The sequence below is a fragment of the Bacillus sp. NTK074B genome (genome assembly GCF_017303375.1).
GTDB lineage: Bacteria > Bacillota > Bacilli > Bacillales > Bacillaceae_B > Rossellomorea.
Map to the genome: position 1 here is coordinate 193643 of NZ_JAFKOH010000004.1, position 21747 is coordinate 215389.

General features: G+C 47.0%; 18 protein-coding genes and 1 other annotated feature. Of the genes, 1 reads left to right on the forward strand and 17 read right to left on the reverse strand.

The annotated features are described in order from the left end of the window. Positions 1-14 precede the first annotated feature (14 nt). On the reverse strand, positions 15-1337 hold the full coding sequence (locus JI667_RS08940; protein ID WP_206852244.1) for an ATP-binding protein: 1323 nt from the start codon (positions 1335-1337) through the stop codon (positions 15-17). Between the two features lie 64 nt (positions 1338-1401). Beyond that, on the reverse strand, positions 1402-2574 hold the full coding sequence (locus JI667_RS08945) for a cation:proton antiporter (RefSeq protein ID WP_206852246.1): 1173 nt from the start codon (positions 2572-2574) through the stop codon (positions 1402-1404). Positions 2575-2753: 179 nt separating this feature from the next. On the opposite strand from JI667_RS08945, the gene JI667_RS08950 reads away from it, so the two are divergent. Then, positions 2754-3059: an AbrB/MazE/SpoVT family DNA-binding domain-containing protein gene (locus tag JI667_RS08950; RefSeq protein ID WP_244668263.1), complete on the forward strand. Its 306-nt coding sequence runs from the start codon at positions 2754-2756 to the stop codon at positions 3057-3059. A 97-nt stretch (positions 3060-3156) separates the two neighbouring features. Here the strand turns inward: JI667_RS08950 and thrB are convergent, their stop codons facing one another. The 15 genes from thrB to JI667_RS09025 all read right to left on the reverse strand — a co-directional run bounded on the left by thrB (position 3157) and on the right by JI667_RS09025 (position 21745). Further along, positions 3157-4086, reverse strand: coding sequence for a homoserine kinase (gene thrB / locus JI667_RS08955; RefSeq protein WP_206852248.1), 930 nt, complete (start codon positions 4084-4086; stop codon positions 3157-3159). After that, positions 4083-5144 (reverse strand): threonine synthase, encoded by a 1062-nt coding sequence (thrC, locus tag JI667_RS08960; protein WP_206852249.1) that lies wholly within the window; start codon positions 5142-5144, stop codon positions 4083-4085. Before thrC ends, thrB begins: the two co-directional genes overlap by 4 nt. Beyond that, positions 5141-6439: a homoserine dehydrogenase gene (locus JI667_RS08965; RefSeq protein ID WP_206852252.1), complete on the reverse strand. Its 1299-nt coding sequence runs from the start codon at positions 6437-6439 to the stop codon at positions 5141-5143. The genes thrC and JI667_RS08965 overlap by 4 nt, the downstream gene beginning before the upstream one ends. Positions 6440-6875: 436 nt before the next feature. After that, a complete protein-coding gene (gene ilvA / locus JI667_RS08970) occupies positions 6876-7859 on the reverse strand; it encodes a threonine ammonia-lyase (protein WP_244668264.1) in 984 nt (327 codons plus the stop codon). Continuing rightward, a complete protein-coding gene (gene leuD / locus JI667_RS08975) occupies positions 7859-8464 on the reverse strand; it encodes a 3-isopropylmalate dehydratase small subunit (RefSeq protein ID WP_206852253.1) in 606 nt (201 codons plus the stop codon). The genes ilvA and leuD overlap by 1 nt, the downstream gene beginning before the upstream one ends. A 12-nt stretch (positions 8465-8476) precedes the next feature. Further along, on the reverse strand, positions 8477-9892 hold the full coding sequence (leuC, locus tag JI667_RS08980) for a 3-isopropylmalate dehydratase large subunit (protein WP_206852255.1): 1416 nt from the start codon (positions 9890-9892) through the stop codon (positions 8477-8479). Between the two features lie 101 nt (positions 9893-9993). Next, positions 9994-11106: a 3-isopropylmalate dehydrogenase gene (gene leuB, locus JI667_RS08985; protein WP_206852257.1), complete on the reverse strand. Its 1113-nt coding sequence runs from the start codon at positions 11104-11106 to the stop codon at positions 9994-9996. A 54-nt stretch (positions 11107-11160) separates the two neighbouring features. Then, the gene (locus JI667_RS08990) at positions 11161-12708 is read right to left on the reverse strand and encodes a 2-isopropylmalate synthase (protein ID WP_206852258.1); all 1548 of its coding nucleotides are present in this window, start codon (positions 12706-12708) and stop codon (positions 11161-11163) included. Next, positions 12695-13726 carry a ketol-acid reductoisomerase gene (gene ilvC, locus JI667_RS08995; protein WP_206852260.1) on the reverse strand — a complete coding sequence of 344 codons (1032 nt, stop codon included), beginning with the start codon at positions 13724-13726 and terminating at the stop codon, positions 12695-12697. Before ilvC ends, JI667_RS08990 begins: the two co-directional genes overlap by 14 nt. Before the next feature lie 54 nt (positions 13727-13780). Continuing rightward, positions 13781-14305, reverse strand: a complete 525-nt coding sequence (ilvN, locus tag JI667_RS09000) for an acetolactate synthase small subunit (RefSeq protein ID WP_044339131.1) — start codon at positions 14303-14305, stop codon at positions 13781-13783. Beyond that, on the reverse strand, positions 14302-16023 hold the full coding sequence (gene ilvB, locus JI667_RS09005) for an acetolactate synthase large subunit (RefSeq protein ID WP_206852263.1): 1722 nt from the start codon (positions 16021-16023) through the stop codon (positions 14302-14304). Before ilvB ends, ilvN begins: the two co-directional genes overlap by 4 nt. Before the next feature lie 116 nt (positions 16024-16139). Continuing rightward, positions 16140-16398: a binding site (T-box leader), on the reverse strand. Continuing rightward, complete coding sequence (gene ilvD, locus JI667_RS09010) at positions 16399-18066, reverse strand: dihydroxy-acid dehydratase (RefSeq protein ID WP_206852266.1); 1668 nt, start codon at positions 18064-18066, stop codon at positions 16399-16401. 15 nt (positions 18067-18081) lie between these two features. Continuing rightward, positions 18082-18981, reverse strand: coding sequence for a branched-chain-amino-acid transaminase (ilvE, locus tag JI667_RS09015; protein ID WP_206852267.1), 900 nt, complete (start codon positions 18979-18981; stop codon positions 18082-18084). Between the two features lie 687 nt (positions 18982-19668). Continuing rightward, positions 19669-20814, reverse strand: coding sequence for a homogentisate 1,2-dioxygenase (locus JI667_RS09020; RefSeq protein ID WP_206852270.1), 1146 nt, complete (start codon positions 20812-20814; stop codon positions 19669-19671). Further along, a complete protein-coding gene (locus JI667_RS09025) occupies positions 20780-21745 on the reverse strand; it encodes a fumarylacetoacetate hydrolase family protein (RefSeq protein WP_206852272.1) in 966 nt (321 codons plus the stop codon). The genes JI667_RS09020 and JI667_RS09025 overlap by 35 nt, the downstream gene beginning before the upstream one ends. Positions 21746-21747: the final 2 nt, after the last annotated feature.

Below are 21747 nucleotides of genomic sequence, written 5' to 3' on the forward strand. Positions count from 1 at the left end.
TCAATTCGTCCTTTCTAATCGGCAAAGTTGGATGGAGTATTACTTTCCTTGACAGGTAAGGTGATCTCCACTGCCGTTCCTTTTCGTTTTTCACTTTTAAAGTGTATATGTCCTTTATGTCGTTCGATGATTTTTTGACAAACAGCGAGACCAAGACCCGTCCCTTTTTCCTTCGTAGAGTAAAAGGGTTCCCCCAGGTGCTCGATTCTTTCCGGTTCCATTCCCACACCATTATCCTTTACAATCACATGAGCGTCCGTTCCATTGCGGACCAATGTGATTGAGACCTCTCCACTTCTGCCTTCAGGGATGGACTCCACTGCATTTTTGATAATGTTGATGAAAACTTGTTTCAGCTGATTGGATTCCCCCAATACATAGAGTGGTTCTTCAGATAAATTCTCATAAGAAATGGACACATTATCAAGATGGGCCTGGGCTTCCATCAACACTAATACTTGCCTTAGGATATCATCCAGCCTTTCATAAAGGAAATGGATTTCTTGCTGTTTTCCCAGGATCAGCATCTCACCTGAAATTAAATCAATTCGATCTACCTCTGACAGCATGATATCCAGATGATTGTGGTTAATGGTATTCGTGCTCTGCATAAGTTGAATGAACCCCTTAAGGGATGTAAGCGGATTGCGAATTTCATGGGCCACAGCGGCTGCTAATTGCCCTATGACCGAGAGCTTTTCAGATGCGACAACCATCTCTTCATTTTCTTTAATATGGGTAATATCCCGGGTGATTGCAAAGATCCCTGTAACGTTCTTATTCACGATGATCGGAACAAGGGAGCAGCGCAGAATCTTCCTTTTACTGTTGGGCAAATGAATAGCGGTTTCAAATGTAGAGGCGAATCCTTTGAACGCTTCGAAAAAATAGTCTGTGACACGTTTCATTTCTTCCCCATGCAGGAATTTGCTGAAGTTGACTTCTTTCAATTCTTCATATGTCGATTCAAGTAATCCTTCAGCCTCTCCGTTGACAGACATGACATCACCGTCCAGACTCAATTCAAAGACTGCATCGGGGTTCTGTTCGAATAAAGAGTGATAGTGTTGATTTTTAATCTGCAGCTGTCTCTCTTTATCCGTCAATTTCTCAGTCGATTCAACGAGTTCATACGTCCTCCGGTAGACCAATAAAAAGAGGATCACGCCCGTCACTAATATAAAGAACCAGCCTTTATATCGTTGAAAGTAGATATACATAGTAAGGTTTTCATGGGCAAGAGTCATAGAAAAATAATCGGATAAAATAATCCATAGAATTCCTAACAGTACATAGGTGATGGTAATTTTTACGGCAATGTCTTTTGCTTGTTTCATTCCAGGATGGTCACCTACATTCAGATAATCTTTCTCCTATGGTTTCACAATTCTTACCAATTTATCAATAATCTTTCCCCTTACCTTCCCCTTTCAGTAACAAGGTCGATAAGGGATAGATTCCCACGCTCTGTATTACGAGAGAAAGCATGATGACTCCGAATGTTAAGGAGTGCAGAAGAAAGGGACCCTGATCATCTAAACCTAATAATAAAGCAACCGACATCGTGCCTTTAATCCCCGACCAGGTTAGAATAAATACTTCCTTCCATCCATACGCCTTTCTCCACGTTTCTTTCATTTTTACAACACCAATAATAATAACATAGCGAACAAATAATGATAGGACAAAAAGGAAGAAGATCCACCCGGTTAAGGAGAGGGATAAATATCGTGTCGTTTGGATCCCGATCAATAAGAACAAAAAGGTTAGAATGGTAGGTTCAATAACAGTCCAAAATCCATCCAGATCCTTCCTGAAGTGATTTTCCTTTATCGTTTTTCCGTATTCATAAGAAAGCATGATTCCAGAGGATACAGTGGCAAGGACACCTGATACACCCAATTCTTCCCCCACGTAAAAGGTTCCGTAAGCAAGGATGATACTCAGCATGATCTGGTATCTCGAATCTGTCGTGAAATGAATCGCTTTACTCGCCATCCATCCGAGTGCCACACCCAACACGATTCCTCCGACGGAAACCAATAGAAATTCCCCCATGAAAGATGAGACGGAAAATGTTTCTCCTCCAAAGTAGATTCCGGCCACCACCGTAAAGAGAACGATGCTTGTGCCATCATTGATCATCGATTCCCCTTCCACTACATCGGCTATGTCGTCTCTATTAGAAGACTCTTTCAAAACCGAGACCACAGAAACGGGATCCGTTGGTGTCAAGATCGCTGCAATCAGCAAAGCTTCTCCGTAGGTCATAGGGATCCATTGATGCAAACCGTAATACGTGAGAAGGCTCATCAATAACGTCGTGATGACAATACCGACCGTACTTAGCAGAGTGATGATTCCAGCATGCTTCTTTAAGGACTTTGCCGGAAATTGATACGCGGATATAAATAAAAGAGCAGGGAGAAACCACTGGAAAATAATATCCTTTGTCAGGGTGACACCTGAAAACGTTGGAACAAACGAGAGAGCTATTCCGATGAGAAGTAATACGACAGGCACAGGTATGTTTTTCTTCTTTTTGTCAAAGGTAAACACACTATAACCAATCATAAGCAATAATAAAATATGTATAGGTTCGATGGTTCACACCTCCAGTTACAAGTTTATTTCCACTCATTATATTTTACTAAACTCCCCCCTAACCTTCTTCCTATTTTTTCAAAATTGTGTTTAATTTCCATGTAAATGGTAAAAAGAGAAGCAAGGAAATGGAAAGCAGGTGGAGCATCATGTTGAGCTTGATGTATGGAAGCAAACCATTCAGTAAAAGTGGCACGATTACCCTTCCCCACAAATGGAGACAGCAGTTTGGGCTATTCCCGGGCATGCTTGCAGAACTCGTCTATCAAAACAAATGCCTCTATATTAAACGAGCTGTGAAAGATTCCACTCATAACAAGCGTTACATCTCAGAAAAAGGAACTGTCCATATCCCAAAGGAACTCCGGGAAGAAATGGGAATGTCTGATCAATCATCCTACTGCCTCCACATAAATGAAAAAGAAAATTGCTTTATAATCACCAGGGAGAAATAGCGAAAGCCAAGACTGTCTCGAGCTAGAACTTCCACGTTGTTACTATGTCCTTCCATGAGCAGAAAGCAATAAAAAGCAAGGTCCGTCCCTCACTCCTTTAAAGCGATGAGGGACGGACCTTTGGTTGTTGGAGGGTGATGCTGCTGCCGGATTGGGAGATGGATAGTTTCCGGACATCCATGGAGGGGAAGATTTGTTCAAGCTGGCGGTGAAGCCATTCGCCTGCTTCCCGTTCCACGAAGCAGGCAATCGTCGGGCCGGCACCGCTCAGGGCGACACCGAAAGCACCGAATCGTCCCGCCACTTCTTCTACGACATCGTAGTGGGGGAGCAACTTTCTCCTGTGCGGTTGATGGTATCGATCACGCTTCATCATTTTCCCGACCATATCCCAATCGCCGGTCAAAAACGCTGCCACAAGTACATTCGAAATGGCTCCAGCCCCCACGGATTCTGCAAATGAATGAGTGGACGGAAGGACATTTCTTGAATCGGATGTTTTCAGCTCCGCTTTCGGGATGACGCATACTATGTCAATCGGAATGTCAGGTACCGTTATGATGTTGACTCCCTTTTCATGCTGACAGCTAACAATGAATCCCCCATAAAGTGACGCCCCCACATTATCAGGATGACCTTCAAACTGATTCGCAATGGAAAGCTTTTTCTCCTGTTTTAAGTTCAGGTCGCACAAGGCATTAGCGAGCTCCACTCCAGCCACGACGGCCGCTGCGCTGGAACCCAGCCCCCTTGTCAACGGTATTTCACTTGAAATATACAATTGGCACGGAGCAGGTTTCACTCCATATTGATTACATACTTCCTTCACTACATCTACAATGAAATGGGACTCATCAGAAGGAAACACTTCGAGGGCAGCTGACAGGGGGATCACCCTCCATTCATCAGCTTCGTGTGCCTCAACGGTTAAATACAGGTCCAACGCCAATCCCAGCGAGTCAAAACCGGCACCTAAATTAGCCGTACTTCCCGGGACGACGATTTTCCAAGAGCGTCCCCCCTTCATACCCCGATTGTTCCCTTAATGTAATCCTTCACCATTTCACGATCATTCGGTAATTTCACCGGTGTGACCGGGCTGCACTCCATGGCCGTAACCGGATCTTTCAAGCCATTTCCCGTCAATACCGCGACTACCTTCGATCCTTTTTCCAGCAAACCTTTCTCTAACGATTTCTTGATTCCCGCAATGGATGCGCAGGATGCCGGTTCTGCGAAAATTCCTTCTTTCCTCGCCATCAACTGATACGCCTCCAATATTTCATCATCCGTCACCTCGTCGATATGACCATTTGATTCCTTCAGAGCGTCGACGGCCAACGTCCAGCTTGCCGGGTTTCCGATCCGGATGGCAGTCGCAACCGTCTCAGGCTGCGGGAATACCCGGTCATGAACGAGAGCTGCGGCTCCTGAAGCCTCAAAGCCAAACATTCTCGGCAGGGTAGAGTTATTTTGAGCCGAATATTCTTTAAACCCTTTCCAGTAGGCTGAAATATTACCGGCATTCCCAACTGGGATTGCCAGCACATCAGGGGCTTTCCCCAACCCTTCGATGACCTCAAATGCCGCCGTCTTCTGCCCTTCCAGCCGATATGGATTCACTGAATTCACCAGGGTGACGGATTCCGTTTGACCTAACTCACGAACAATTTCAAGAGCTTCATCAAAATTCCCTTCGATTGAAATGATTTCTGCTCCGTACATGACGGCCTGGGCCAATTTCCCTTGAGCGATTTTCCCCTCGGGTATGACTACGATACAATTGATTCCTGCCCTTGCAGCATAAGCCGCAGCGGAAGCACTTGTATTGCCGGTTGAAGCACAAATGACCGTCGAGCTGCCGGCTTCCACTGCTTTCGCAACCGCGAGGACCATTCCCCTGTCCTTAAAGGAGCCTGTCGGATTCGCTCCCTCCACCTTGGCATAAAGCTCGATGCCCCATTCCCGGGACAGGGACTTCAGCTCGATCAGCGGAGTGTTTCCTTCATTCAAGCTTAATAGGGGAGTATCCGCATTTAATGGAAGATGTTCTTTATACTGCTCCAGTAGCCCTTTCCATCTCATCCTTTTTCTCCTCCTTCTACACGATATGAACTTTCGATCGAATGAACCGCTTCATAATCCTTCAACTCCATCAATATATCCTCATAATGATCCAGTGATGCTTTGTGTGTCACCAGGACGATCTCGGCAAACTCATCACTTTCCAGAGGATTCTGCAGGATCTTCTCGAAACTGACTCCATGATTTGAAAAGATGGATGTCAGTTTGGCTAATACGCCCACTTCATCCTGTACATGCAGGCGCAGGAAGTATTTTGAATGAATTTCATTCCGTTCTTTCAACTTTTTCGGGAATTGAGGATTAACGGCACTCTTACCGTTGACCCCCAGTCTCATATTCTTCATGATCCCCACCATATCGGATACGACGGCTGTTGCCGTTGGGAGACTGCCAGCCCCGGGACCGTAGAACATCGTTTCCCCCACTGCTTCCCCGTAAACGTAAACGGCGTTGTATTCGTCGTGTACGGAGGCGAGGGGATGTTCATTTTGAAGGAGGGTCGGTTCCACACTTACCTCAACCTTCTCCCCTTCCCTGTGGGCGTATCCGATGAGCTTCATCGTATAACCGAACTGCTCGGCATATTGAATGTCATCACCCGTTACTTCCGTGATGCCCTTCACCTTCACATCGGCAAGGTCCACGTTCATGGAGAATCCTAATGTAGACAGGATGGCCATCTTTCTCGCTGCATCCAGCCCGCCCACATCCGCCGTCGGATCTGCTTCAGCGTAGCCAAGATACTGGGCTTCCTTCAGGACATCATCGAAGGTCCGTCCCTCTTTGGTCATTTTTGTCAAAATGAAGTTCGTCGTTCCGTTTACGATTCCCATCATTTTAGTGATGCGATCCGAAGCCAGGCCGTCTACTAAACTCCTTAAAATCGGGATGCCTCCTGCGACACTTGCTTCGTAGAATAAATCACAGCCGTTTTCCGATGCAGCTCTCAATAATTCCGGTCCGTGGAGAGCCATGAGGTCCTTATTTGCCGTCACGACATGCTTTCCCTCGTTTAAAGCATGGAGGAGATGTTCCTTCGTGGCTTCAATTCCACCCATGACCTCGACCACAATATCAATTTCAGGATCAAACAGGACTTCCTCAGGATTTAAGGTTAGTATGCTGTTTTCAATATCGAGTCCTCTATCTTTCTCTAAATCCTGTACAAGGGCTTTTCTCACCGTCACCGGGCAGCCGATTTGATGGGATAATTTATCCTGATGATTCTCTATAATCTTCACCACTCCCGCTCCCACCGTGCCGAGTCCTAAAAGTCCAATTGAAATTGATTCCATAAGCCGAAAACCTCCGTTTGTTTATTTCTGGTGTACATTTGTTCTTATATAGTGGACATTATAGTTGAAAAAATTACCTATTACAATAGGTTTTTGCGTATTTTCAGAAATGTAAGAGCTTTCAAGTTTAATTGATTGTGATATTTCTCAATTATTCTAGTTATTTCCATGAAAAACATATGCTGGATTTGTCTTTTTAAGGATCACCTATGATTTGTTGGTCTCTTTTTGGCTTGTTGCGGCATTTTCTTCATTTCCTCCGAGCACTCCCTATCCCAGCTTGTAGAGAATTACGTCATTTTAGTGAGCCATTGCGTCAATTCACATAGTGATTGCGTCATTTACCATTTATAGGAACCCCACAAACCCCCGCACCAAATGGCTAAAAACAGAGGACCACCCCCAACTACTTCCATAGTTAAGAGCCGCCCCTCCTTTACACGATATGATGAAGCTGTCTGGCCATTTTGGATAAATCCCGATACACAGGGATTTTGCTTGGATCAGCATTCCCTCCACTGATGACGCAGCCCACTTTCCTGCCCTTCACCTGTACCTTCTGACACATGGCTGCCGCAAGGGACGCGGCTCCTGCTCCTTCCACCAGGGTCTTCTCTCTTTGCAGCATGAACATGATGCTGTAAGAGATTTCTTCATCCGTCACCGTGACCATGTCGTCTACATATTTCTGGATAATCGGAAATGTGAGTTCCCCGGGCTTCTTGACGAGAATGCCATCTGCAATGGTGTGAACATGCTCCAGGGTCCCTTTATTTCTTCCTGTGAAAAAGTTATACGTGGCAGGTGCTCCCAGTGCCTGCACTCCCACAATTTGCACCCGTGGGTTAAAGGCCTTCACGGCCAGTGCCATCCCTGCAAGCAAGCCCCCTCCGCCTACGGGGACGAGGATCATGTCCAGATCACTGAGTTGTTGAAGCATTTCCAGTGCGACTGTTCCTTGTCCAGCCATCACCTTATGATCATCAAATGCATGAACATACGTTGAGCCTTTTTTGACTTTCTCTTCTAGTGCTGCCCCGTAGGCTTCTTGATAGGTGTCTCCTGTCAAAACGATTTCAGCTCCGTAATGTTTCGTTGCCGCAACTTTTGTAGAAGGTGTCCGCTTCGGCATGAAGATTTTAGACGGGATCCCTCGCTTAGAGGCGGCCAGTGCCACTCCCTGGGCATGATTCCCTGCCGATGCGGCAATGATGCCTCTCTCCGCTTCCGCGTCAGACAATGACAAGATTTTATTCATGGCTCCCCTAACTTTGAATGATCCTGTCCGCTGCAGATTCTCCATTTTTAAATAGACCTCTCCACCTGTGAACGCATTCAGCGTTGATGATTGCTTTAACGGTGTTCGATGCACCTGATGACTGATTCTTTCCATCGCCTCTACAACTTCAGTGTTATCCATTAAATTCCCAAGTCACTCACCTCATATTTTTTTTCATAGTCTTCGATATGGTTTCCGTAATCCAGTGTCAGATCGATTTCATCCAGTCCCTTTAATAGCATCGTCTTCCAGTAAGGATCGACATCAAACGTGACCCTCAGTCCCTCTGAATCACAGATCGTCTGATGCTCAAGGGACACCTCGATTTTGTATAAATCTACCTGACTCTCATTTTTCAGAAGTGAATCCACTGTTGCTTCTTCCAGCTGAATGGGCAGGATCCCATTTTTCAAACAATTGTTATAAAAAATATCAGCGAAGCTTTTTGCAATGATCACTTGAAACCCGTAGTCCTGAAGAGCCCACGGTGCGTGCTCCCTTGAGGAGCCGCATCCGATATTCTTTCCACCAATGAGAATCTCGGCATCCTGATATCGTGGTGAATCCAATAAGAAGTCCTTCCTTAAGGATTCTCCATCATCTTCAAACCGCCAATGATAAAATAAATACTGTCCGAAGCCCTTACGTTCGATCCTTTTCAGGAATTGCTTCGGGATGATTTGATCCGTATCTACATTGTCTCGCCTGAGAGGAAAAACCTTGCCTTCCACATGATTGATTGCCATGGGGTTCACCTCCTATGAAATCGGCAGTTTCTCAAGTTTACGTACATCTGTCAATTTCCCGGTTACGGCAGCCGCTGCCGCCATGGACGGACTTAGCAGGTGGGTTCTCGATCCATTTCCCTGCCGCCCTTCAAAGTTCCGGTTCGAGGTCGATGCACAGCGCTTGCCAGGTGGAACGATGTCATCATTCATAGCCAGGCACATACTGCAGCCTGCCTCTCTCCACTCAAAGCCTGCATCTTTAAAGATTGTATCCAATCCTTCATCTTCGGCCTTTTTCTTCACCTTATACGATCCCGGAACAACCAAAGCCGTAACGCCCGGCTTGACACTGTGACCCTTCACCACCTCGGCCGCCGCTCTCAGGTCACTTAACCGGGAATTCGTACAGGACCCAATGAACACATAATCAATCCCAATGTCCTCGATTCTCATACCCGCTTCGAGGCCCATGTAATGAAGAGCCCTTTCGACCCCCTCTCTCTCAGAAGAATCCCCATACTCTACCGGATGAGGGACGGACCTCGAAATCCCGGCCCCCATGCCCGGATTCGTTCCCCAGGTCACATGGGGTTCGATTTCTTCACCCTTCACCACAATTCTGTGATCATAGGTGGCATCACTGTCACTCGTCAAAGATCTCCACTCTTCCTTGCATCGTTGGAAAGAGCAATCCTTTGGCAAATATTCTCTTCCTTCTAAATAATCGAAGGTCGTTTCATCGGGGCTGATCAAGCCCGCCTTTGCCCCTGCCTCAATGCTCATATTACAAACCGTCATTCTTTCCTCCATGGACAGATTCCGGATCACATCCCCGGTGAATTCGATGACATATCCTGTGCCGAATCCTACTCCATAAGTCGAAATAATATGAAGAATCACATCTTTAGCCGTAACACCGAATCCAAGTTCCCCGGATACTTCCACTTGGAGGGTTTTCGGTTTCGATTGCCAGAGGGTCTGGGTCGCAAGTACATGTTCCACCTCACTCGTCCCGATCCCAAATGCAAGGGCCCCGAACGCTCCGTGGGTAGAAGTGTGGCTGTCCCCGCATACAATCGTTTTCCCCGGCTGGGTCAGACCCAGTTCGGGTCCGATGACATGGACAATCCCCTGATCGGGGTGATGGATATCAGCCAGGGTGACTCCAAACTCTGCGCAATTTTTCTTCAACGTGTCCATTTGCAGTCTGGCGACTTCATCCCTGACGATATGACGCTCCCTTGTCGGAACATTGTGATCCATGGTTGCATAGGTTAAATCCGGTCTCCGCACACTGCGGTCTTTCAAGCGAAGTCCTTCAAATGCTTGGGGAGACGTTACTTCATGTACAAGGTGTAAATCAATATAAAGCAAATCCGGCTTTCCTTTTTCCCTGTGCACAATATGTTTTTCCCATATCTTTTCAATGATATTTTTCCCTGCCATGGACTCCCTCCTGGTTTTGTGAAATATTTATTCGATGATCGAATAGTTTCCGAGTTGTTTCAATATCCTTCCCATATTAAATCTCCACGCTAAATGGATTCTTACAAATAAGCCGCCAAGATCGAAGACAGGGCGTGATCGGCTTCCAGTCTCTCCACCACCATCTGGCTCATGGCACGTGTTCCGATAACGGTTCCACGCCCCATTGTCCAAAGGTCTCCTGTACGGTATCCTGCATTCAGGACTTCCTGGACGGCCATTTCAATCATTTCCGCTTCTTCTTTTAGACCGAAGGAATAACGGAGCATCATGGCCACTGACAGAATCATGGCAAGAGGATTGGCTTTTCCTTTTCCGGCAATATCAGGGGCTGACCCGTGAACCGGTTCATACAGGCCAAACGAGTCTCCCCTCAGGCTTGCGGATGGCAGCATGCCCAGTGAGCCTGTGATCATGGAGGCTTCATCGCTCAGGATATCGCCGAACATATTCTCCGTCACCAGCACGTCGAATTGTTTCGGCTGATACATCAGCTTCATGGCCGCTACATCAACCAGCATGTGCTCCACTACTACATCCGGATACTCAACTGCCACTTCATTCACGACTTCCCGCCACATTCGACTCGTTTCCAGAACGTTGGCCTTATCGACGGAGGTTAATTTCTTCTTTCGTTTCTGAGCCAGCTTGAAGGCTTTGTGAACGATCCGTTCAATTTCACTTTTTTCATAAACAAGGGTATCAACGGCCACTTCTTCCTGTTTTCCCTGACGCCCTGATGGCTGGCCGAAGTATAGTCCTCCTGTCAGTTCGCGGACGATCACTAAGTCTACCTCTTCCACGATTTCACGCTTCAAAGGAGAGGCACCGAGCAGGCTCTCAAATGCTTTCACCGGACGCAGATTCGCGAACAGGTCGAAATCTTTGCGGATGGAGAGGAGTCCTTTTTCAGGACGGATCTCTTTCGGCAAATGCTCCCATTTCGGTCCTCCGACAGCACCTAACAGAACCGCATCGCTCGCTTTACAGAGCTTGATCGTTTCAGGAGGTAATGGTGTACCGAAGCGATCAACAGCAGAGCCGCCGATGTATCCCATCTCCACTTCGAATTCATGGCCGAACCAATCACCCACTGCCTTCAGTACTTCTAATGCCCCGTCCATAATCTCTTGACCGATACCGTCTCCTGGTAGTACAGCGATTTTTTTCTTCATTAGAATTACCTCCTGTTTATTGGTTTTTGGAAAGGCACTTCAGGGACCTTGATCTTACAAACTGGCCTCTACTCTTTCCCTTTGTTGAGATTTCCTTTGAGACAGTCGGTTCACTGCGTTTAAGTACGCCCGGGCCGATGCTTCCAGTACATCCTGGGCCGTTCCCCGACCGCTTGTATTTTCTCCGTCATATTCAAGTCTTACATACACTTCTGCCAGGGCATCCCGGCCCCCGCCGACTGAGTTGATTTTGTAATCCAGTAATCTTGAAGATTCCGGGAGGATTTTTTCGATCGTATTGTAGATGGCTTCTACACTTCCTGATCCCGTTGAAGCGAGCCTTGTTACGCTTCCGTCCTCGAACTTCAACTCGATCGTGGCTGTGGGTATATTGTCCATGCCATATTGAACCTGCATTCGTTCTAATGTAAAACCGACCGCTTCGGCCATTTCCGTCTGCTTATTGGTCAGGATGCTGAAGAGATCTTCATCGACGATTTCCTTTTTCTTGTCTGCCAAATCTTTGAATGTATGAAATGCTTCATTCAGCTTTTCATCACTCAGTTCAAAGCCCAGTTCGACGGCTTTATTTTTGAAGGCGTGGCGGCCTGAATGTTTCCCGAGTACCAGACGATTGGAGTTTACTCCGATCAGTTCCGGAGTGATGATTTCGTATGTTGTTTTTTCTTTCAATACTCCATCCTGATGGATCCCTGATTCATGGGCAAAGGCGTTGTCACCGACGACTGCTTTATTGGCAGGTACCCTCATTCCCGTCAGCTTACTGACAAGTGAACTGGTTTTCTTGATTTCATCCAGTTTCAAGCGGGTGGTCGCTCCGTAGAAATCTTCACGGATCCGAAGGGCGACTGCCACTTCCTCAAGGGCTGCATTTCCGGCACGTTCGCCGATTCCATTGATCGTCCCCTCAATTTGATCGGCTCCGTTTTCAATGGCAGCCAGGGAGTTCGCAGTCGCCATACCAAGGTCATCATGGCAGTGTGCAGATAGCTTCACCCCTTCAATAGTTGGAACATTTTCTCTTACGTATCGAAAAAGTTCACCGTATTTATGCGGGGTGATGTACCCTACCGTGTCAGGAAGATTGATTACGGAAGCTCCTGCTTCAATGACCCTTTCCATGATCTTAACTAAGAAGTTCAAATCCGACCGGCACGCATCTTCCGCCGACCACTGAACGACCGGGAAAAATTTCTTCGCATATTGTACGGCCTGGACGGCCGTATCGATGACCTGATCCGGTGTCATCTTCAGTTTATGAGTCATGTGAATGGGGGAAGTGGCAAGAAAGACATGGAGCCTTGGTTCCGCCGTTCCTTTAAGAGATTCCCATACGGCATCGATGTCCCGCTGTTGAGCCCGCGCCAAACCTGTCACAGAGCTGTTTTTAATGGTGGAACCGATCCTCTGTACAGCATCGAAGTCTCCTTTTGAAGCAGCAGGAAACCCAGCTTCAATGACGTCGACACCCAGCCTTTCAAGCTGTTTCGCTACCTCGATTTTTTCAATCGTATTCAGATTGACACCGGCTGACTGTTCACCGTCCCGCAGAGTCGTATCAAAGATCTCAATGGTTCGCACTCGCTACCACTTCCTTTTCTTTAGTAGAAGGTTTCTGTACAAATGGCATCATTTTACGAAGCTCTCTTCCTACGACTTCAATCGGATGCTGGCTCTCCCGTTGATTGATGGCGTTGAATTCCGGACGATTTGCCTGATTTTCCAGGATCCATCCCTTCGCAAATTTTCCTGTTTGGATATCTGTCAGTACTTCCTTCATGCGTGCCTTCGTCTCTTCGTTCACAACCCGTGGACCTGACACGAAGTCCCCCCACTGAGCAGTATCGGAAATTGAATAGCGCATTCCTTCCAATCCTTGCTCATACATCAGGTCAACGATCAGCTTCAATTCGTGTAAACATTCGAAATAGGCAACCTCTTTTTGATAACCGGCTTCCACAAGGGTTTCGAATCCTGCTTTCACTAAGGATGTGACACCTCCGCATAGGACTGCCTGTTCCCCGAATAGGTCGGTTTCCGTTTCTTCCTGGAAGGATGTCTCAAGGATCCCTGCGCGTCCTGCCCCTACACCTTTTGCATAAGCTAGGGCCAATTCAGCCGCCTGCCCTGTAGCATCTTGATACACTCCGAAGAGTGCAGGTACCCCGGCTCCTTCTTCAAACGTCCTTCTTACGAGATGCCCCGGCCCTTTCGGTGCTACAAGGAAAACGTCTACGTCTTCCGGCGGAACGACTTGATGGAAATGGATGTTGAATCCATGTGCAAATGCCAGTGCTTTCCCTGCAGTAAGGGCCGGCTTGATTTCCGCTTCATATACTTTCGGCTGATGCTCATCCGGCAGGAGCACCATGATGACATCGGCCTGTTCGCTTGCTTCCCGTACGGAGTAAACATCAAAGCCGTCTTTCGCCGCCTGGTCCCATGACTTCCCTTTCCGTAATCCCACAACAACGTCAAAGCCGCTCTCCTTCAGGTTCTGCGCATGTGCGTGACCTTGTGAACCATAACCGACAACCGCTACCTTCTTCCCTTTTAGAACCTCTTCACTTACATCTCCGTTATAATATACCTTTACCATTTCCCTCATCCTCCCCGTTTTTTGAATAATTGGTTTTTTATAAGTGTGTAGCTCCTAATTCACAATTGAATATTGCTTCAGATCCGTGACCGACTTCCCATTCCCCCTTGCAAAGGCCGTGATGCCTGTGCGGGCGATTTCCTTTATACCATAAGGTCTTAAAAGATCGATGATGGCTTCTATTTTAGATGTTTCTCCTGTTACCTGAACCGTTACACTGTCCCTTGCCACATCAATGATGGCGGCCCTGAACGGTTCGACGATACCATTGATTTCGGATCGGGTCTGACCGGTACTCAGGACCTTGATGAGGGCGAGCTCCCTGGCGACCACTCCTTGATCGGTAATGTCGGACACCTTGAGGACATCAATCTGTTTATGGAGCTGCTTTAAGAGCTGCTCGATTTTTCGATCGTCTTCTACATTGACGACAAAGGTCATCCGCGAAATCCCTTCGACTTCTGTATAACCGACGGAAATACTTTCGATATTAAACTGACGCTTTGTAAACAATCCGGTCACCCGATTCAAGACACCGCTCCGGTTATGAACAAGGGCCGTTACAATCCGTTTCCTCATGGTTTCACTCCTAACATTTCGTGTAATCCTTTTCCTGGAGCCACCATCGGGTAGACATTTTCCTTCGGGTTCACCCAGCAATCGATGAGCACCGGTTCATCACTCGTTAACGCTTCTTTTAAAACCGAATCGACTTCCTCCTGGGTTTGCACTTTATATCCCTTGATTCCGTAAGATTCAGCCAGTTTCACAAAGTCAGGCTGGGTGGAGAAGACCGACTGCGAATATCTTTCTTCGAAAAATGTTTCCTGCCACTGCCTCACCATGCCAAGCGTCCCGTTATTGAGGAGGACCACTTTAACGGGAAGGTTCAGCTCCTTCAGGAGAACAAGCTCCTGAAGAGTCATCTGGAATCCACCATCCCCCACAAAGGCAACCACCGTACCCGATGGGTTCGCTAACTGGGCTCCGATCGCTGCCGGGAATCCGAATCCCATGGTGCCAAGCCCTCCGGATGTGACCCAATGATTCGGCTTTTTAAATGAATAGTATTGTGCTGCCCACATTTGATGCTGCCCGACATCTGTAGTGACGACCGCGTCCCCGTTTGTCATTTCATATACCTGCTCAATGAGGCGTTGGGGAGATAGCACATCATGAGCCTGGTTATACCAGAAAGGATATTCCCTTTTATAAGACCGGAGATGATGGTGCCAGGCATCAAAATCAGGTTTTTCTGCTTCATGCTGCAGAAGTTTTGCGAGAGCCTGCCTGGCATCGGCTACAATCGGGATCTGTGTTTCAACGTTCTTCCCTATTTCAGCCGGGTCGATATCAATGTGGACCACTTTTGCCCGTGGCGCAAAGGTAGCGAGATTCCCGGTCAACCTGTCATCGAATCGTGCACCGATATTGATAAGCAAGTCGCATTCATGAAGGGCCATATTGCTCGCATAGCATCCGTGCATACCGGCCATCCCCAGAAACAGCGTATGATCTGCCGGGAATCCGCCTAAACCGAGGAGGGTGTGGATCACCGGGATGTCATATTGTTCTGCGAATGCTTTCAATTCCTCTGTTGCCTTTCCGTGCAGGACTCCCGCTCCCGCTAAAATGACGGGCTGTTTCGAAACCTTGATGGCATCCACCAGCTTCTTGATCTGGAGGGGATTCGGGAAGAAATTAGGCTGATACCCCGGTAAGTCCATTTCCACTTCATGTACGAGGATGGCTTGCTGCAGGGTCAGATCTTTCGGAATATCGACAAGTACCGGTCCTGGCCTTCCAGTTGAAGCAATGTGAAAAGCTTCCTTTACGATTCTCGGTAAATCCTTGATATCCCGAACCTGATAATTATGCTTTGTGATCGGCATCGTGATGCCAACTACGTCCGCTTCCTGAAATGCGTCCGTCCCGATGACCCCTGACGCCACCTGCCCTGTAAAGATGACCAGTGGAAGGGAATCCATCATGGCATCGGCAATCCCTGTCACAAGATTCGTCGCTCCCGGTCCCGATGTGGCAATGACGACACCCGGTTTTCCTGATACACGGGCATATCCTTCCGCAGCGTGGATGGCCCCTTGCTCATGACGGGCGAGTACATGCCTGATCGGGGCTTTGTAAAGAGCATCGTAAATCGGCAAGACCGCCCCCCCTGGATACCCAAACAGAATCTCAACCTTTTCCTCCTTTAAAGCCTTCATGAGCATATCTGCACCGTTGACGTTTTCTGTTCGTGTCTGTAAAGCCGGTTCCGCCTCTACCTTCGCTCTCATCGCCTATCTCTCCTCTCCTTTTTTCATTACTATGATTGGTTTTTCCCTGAGCATTTTTCATCCAATTCATTCAAACAAAAAAGACCTTTCCACCCACTACGACAGAGTTCATCTTTCGCAGGGGCGAAAAGGTCTTTATCCTTTCCACGGTACCACCCTCATTCAGAGACGCCTGATAGCATCTCCCTTTACAGGCTGATCGGTTTCACCAGCCTTTGTTTTTGTAACGAGTATCATCTACTCGATCGTTCCTACTTGAGAGGTTCAGAACGATACTCAGAGGGGATGTCGGTATTGGTTGTATTACTGGTTCGCAGCACCACCAGCTCTCTGAAAATACGATGTCCAATCCTTTTACCTCTTCAACGCTTTACTCTATTCCGTTTTCAAAATCCCGCCTGTGCTTGCTGATGTGACAAGCTTGGCATATCGTGCCAAGTATCCTTTTTTGATTTTCGGAGATGGCTGTGTCCACTCCTGTTGTCTGAACGTCAACTCTTCTTCTGATACCATCAAGGAAATCGTTCGATTCGTCAGATCTATGAAAATAGGGTCTCCATTTTCCACGATGCCGATTGGTCCTCCTTCAGCCGCTTCCGGTGAGACGTGACCGATTGAAATGCCCCGCGAGGCACCTGAGAATCTGCCGTCTGTTATGAGGGCGACCTTTTTTTCGAGGCCCCTTCCGGCAATGGCTGCTGTTGGTGCGAGCATTTCAGGCATCCCTGGACCGCCCTTTGGCCCTTCATACCTGATGACCACGACATGCCCTTCTTTCACTTCTCCACTTTCGATTCCGGCAAGGGCACCATCCTGAGATTCATAGACAATCGCTTCTCCCATGAATGTTTTAATGGATGGGTCGACTGCCCCTACTTTGATGACCCCGCCGTTTGGAGCGATATTCCCGAAGAGGACGGATAATCCTCCGACTGGACTGTGGGCATTCTCCCTGCGACGGATGACATCATCATTTTGAATATGGGCCTCCTTTACATTTTCATAGAGTGACTTTCCTGTTACCGTGATGCGATCCTTGTGTACGGCTTCCATTTCACAAAGCTCTTTAATGATGGCGCTGACCCCACCGGCATTATGGACATCCTGCATGGAGTAATCGGAAGCTGGACTTATCTTGGATAGGTACGGAACCCGTTCTGCCACTTTATTGATCCGGTTGATGTCATAGTCGATTTCCGCCTCATTGGCAATCGCTAATGTGTGAAGGACGGTATTCGTTGAACCTCCCATGGCCATGTCTAAGGCGAATGCATCATCAATGGTGTCTTCTGTTATGATATCTCTTGGCTTAATATCTTTTTTCACCATTTCCACAAGATATTTAGCTGCGTCCTTAATCAACTGATGCCGTTCTTCAGAAGTCGCTACAATCGTCCCATTTCCCGGAGGAGCCATTCCGAGCATCTCCATCAGGGAATTCATGGAATTCGCTGTGAACATTCCTGAGCACGATCCGCATGTCGGACATGCATTGGCCTCGATATCAAGAAGCTGTTCTGCTGTCATCCTTCCTGACTGATGGGCACCTACCCCTTCAAATACAGATACGAGTGATAATGGTTTTCCTTCACTTGATACCCCTGCTTCCATCGGTCCTCCCGATACGAAAACGGAAGGGACATTGGTTCTGACTGATGCCATGAGCATCCCCGGAGTGATCTTGTCACAATTCGGGATGTAGAATACCCCGTCAAACCAGTGGGCATTGATGACGGTTTCTGCTGAGTCAGCGATCAATTCGCGACTTGGTAATGAGTACCTCATTCCGATATGTCCCATTGCGATCCCGTCATCCACACCGATTGTGTTGAATTCGAACGGGATTCCTCCTGCTTCCCGGATCGCTTCTTTCACAACCTGGGCAAATCCATTTAAATGCATATGACCCGGGATGATATCAATGTAGGAGTTACATACTCCGATAAACGGTTTTTCCAGGTCTTCGAGTTTTACTCCCGTTGCATACAGCAAACTGCGGTGGGGAGCTCTGTCAATTCCTTTCTTGATCATGTCACTTCGCACGTCATCACCTCCAACTTAGCCGACTTGAGCATTTTGTTTGTAAACTTTTCTTCCATCCTGCGTGACAGTGTTTCTGAACTCCTGTAATAATTGGGTTGTATACTTTCCAGGCTTACCTTCTCCGATTACCCGTCCGTCCACTTTCACAACGGCAATGACCTCGGCGGCGGTTCCTGTCAGGAACACCTCATCTGCTGTGTACACATCATGACGGGTAAACACTTCCTCTTTCATCTCGAATCCTAATTTTCCGGCAATTTCAATGATGGCGTTGCGGGTAATCCCTTCAAGGGCCCCTACATATCCAGGCGGCGTGAGGATCTTTCCTTTTTTGACAATGAAGATATTGTCCGCCGAACCCTCAGCTACGTATCCTTGATCGTTCAACATCAGTGCTTCGCTTACACCGGCCAGGTTCGCTTCGATCTTAACGAGAATGTTATTTAAATAGTTTAAGGATTTAACCTTTGGTGAAAGAACATCCGCACGATTTCGACGGCTTGCTACTGTCACGATATCTATGCCCGTTTCGTATAAGCTTTTAGGGAATAGGGCTAATTGTTCTGCAATGACGATGATTTGTGGCTTTCTACAAGTAAATGGATCCAATCCCAGGTTTCCAACACCTCTAGAAATGACCACACGTATGTAGGCATTTTCCAGCTGATTTTTTTTCAATGTATCGACGATGATGTCACTCATTTCTTCTTTGGACACCTCGATATGCAGCATGATGGATTTCGCAGAGTCGTAAAGGCGATCAACATGTTCTTCCAGACGGAATACGTTTCCATCGTACATTCGAATCCCTTCGAACACTCCATCTCCATATAGAAAACCATGGTCGTACACAGATACAACTGCGTCTTCCTTTTTTACAAATTGTCCGTCTAAGTAGATCCACTGTTCGTTCATGTTCATCATTCCTTTCCAGCCTGTTATTTATTTGATTATTCAGAAATTTACTCATGCAACGGAAGTGCGTTGACTAAAGAAAGCCTGGCGTGCGGCTTGATTCGGATTTCACTGCCGCTTCCTGGTGGCTCAAGATTTTTTTATTGAGGACAATATTACTCCCGTTTTCCGGGTAGGTCAACAGGCTTTTGGTAAATTATTTGACTATTTAGATTAGTCTGATTATAAGTAAACGCTTACATCTTTGTCCTAATAGAGTTTGTTACATAAAAAACTTTTTTGAGATTTTTTTATTTTCGGAGGAAAAGCAAGCTCCAAATCAGGCATGGATGCATGACCTATATTTTTCGACAAAATCCTATGGGAATGGGGGTTCGGGGAGTTTAGACACCTGTGTAAAGGTAGAGGATATTCTCATTGAAAAATCCCAGATGAGAATAACACTTTCTATTTAAGAGAGTGTATGTATGATTATTCATTTAAAATAGGATGAACTCCTTCATTTACGGTATGACAATAGATTATATTTTCACCATCTTTTCAGCATCTAACTGCGATTGTATATTCCCTTTTGTCTTGGATAATCTTCCGCACAGAAAGATATTTTCCCACTTTAGACATCCTTCTTTTTTAAACTCTGTACAAATAAAAAAGAATCAATCCAAAATCTTTGGATTGATTCTTTTCCTACACCCACGTAAACATATACTTTGGATCTTCGACATCCTTTGCTTTCTTTACGATCTTCAGCGGCTTGAACGTATCGATCATGACAGCGAGCTCCAACGTTTCCTTTTTCCCGATGCTCGCTTCCGTCGTTCCTGGATGAGGGCCGTGTGGAATACCGCTCGGATGAAGGGTGATCGATCCTTCCTTGATTCCCTTTCGGCTCATGAAGTTTCCTTCCACATAGTACAGAAGCTCATCACTGTTCACATTGCTATGATTATAGGGAGCAGGGATTGACTCCGGATGGTAATCGTATAATCTCGGTACAAAAGAACATACGACAAAATTATGCCCTTCAAACGTTTGGTGAACAGGCGGCGGCTGATGGACACGGCCAGTGATCGGCTCGAAATCCTCAATGTTGAAAACCCATGGATACAAGTATCCATCCCATCCGACTACGTCCAGAGGATGATGATTCAATACATGGGAATGAAGTGCTCCCCTGGATTTAGTGATCACCTCGAACTCTCCCTTTTCATCCATGGTTGCAAGGGTCTCAGGCCCTCGTAAGTCCCGTTCACAAAACGGACTGTGCTCGAGTAGCTGTCCATACTCATTGCGATAACGGCGAGGCGTGGTGATTTGACTGAAGGACTCGACAATGAGCATCTTCGTCTCTTCTTCAGGAACGACGCGGTAGATGGTGCCAATCGGAATCACCACGTAATCCCCTTTTCCATACGTGATCGTTCCGAACATGGTCTCCACTTTTCCTTTCCCGAAATGGATATAAAGCATTTCATCCCCATCACCATTCCGGTAAAAGCTTGTCATCTCTTCCGTAACATAAGCCGTTCCGATCAACAGATCCGAATTCCCCAGTAAATACTCCCGACTCTTTAACGCACATCCTTTTTTCTCGACTTTGTCTGTAAAGAAATGTCGGTGACGCAAAGCACCCTCTTCTTCAAATTCCGGCATATAACTCCCCAGATACTCTGTTTTCGCCACAGCCGTCGGCAAATGATGATGATACAAAATGGACTGAGTCCCTGAAAAACCTTTTGTTCCCATGACCTGCTCCCTGTAGAGCGTGCCATCATCCTTTTTAAACATGGTGTGACGTTTATGAGGTATATTCCCCAGTTGACGATAGTACATGCTCTTCCTCCTCTCTTCTCATGGCAATCGTATTCCGCAAAACTCCCAGTCCCGTAATTTCCAATTCCACTATATCCCCCGGCTTCAACCACGGATGTGTTTCAGGCCCGAGTTCTAAGATACATCCTGTACCTACAGTACCGGATCCGATGATCTCACCTGGGTACAGGGTGACGTCTTTCGATGCGCGCTCGATCATGTCTCTAAATGTATAATGGATATCCTCGTAATTTCCCTCGGATAGGAGCTTCCCATTCACCTTCGCCGTCATGGCCAAGTCGTAACGGTCACCGTTGCGATAAACTTCCAGTTCATCCTTTGTCACTAGATACGGGCCGATCGATGTGGCAAAATCCTTCCCCTTCGCTGGACCAAGTCCGACTTTCATTTCATGCTTCTGAAGGTCTCTGGCACTCCAGTCATTCATGATGACATATCCAAAGATATGGTCTTCTGCCTTGTCTCTTGAAATGTTCCTGCCTTCTTTCCCGATGACACAGGCGATTTCCAGTTCGTAATCAAGCCACTCGCAGCCTGAAGGTATTTCGATGGAATCGAGAGGGCCCTTTACAGCCAAATGATTTGTGAAATAGAAGACAGGGATGTCATACCACTCCGGCACCACATCCAGTCCCCTTCGCTTTCTGGCTGTTTTCACATGCTCTTCAAATGCATAGAAATCTCTGATGCTGACAGGTCTTGGAATCGGTGACTTCAGTGTGACTTCACGTAATGAATACACTCCCTCGTTCACGGTTGAAAAAGCGCCTAGCTCTTTCATTCCTTTCAGGCCTTCATCACCAAGATTGATGATGGATAACAAATCTTTAGGAAGAGAGCCTCCACTAACAACATGAATGTCTGCGACCACTTCACCCTGAACCATTCCTGCCCGTGCTTCTCCTTCTTTCTCAAAGCTAACCAATTTCATGC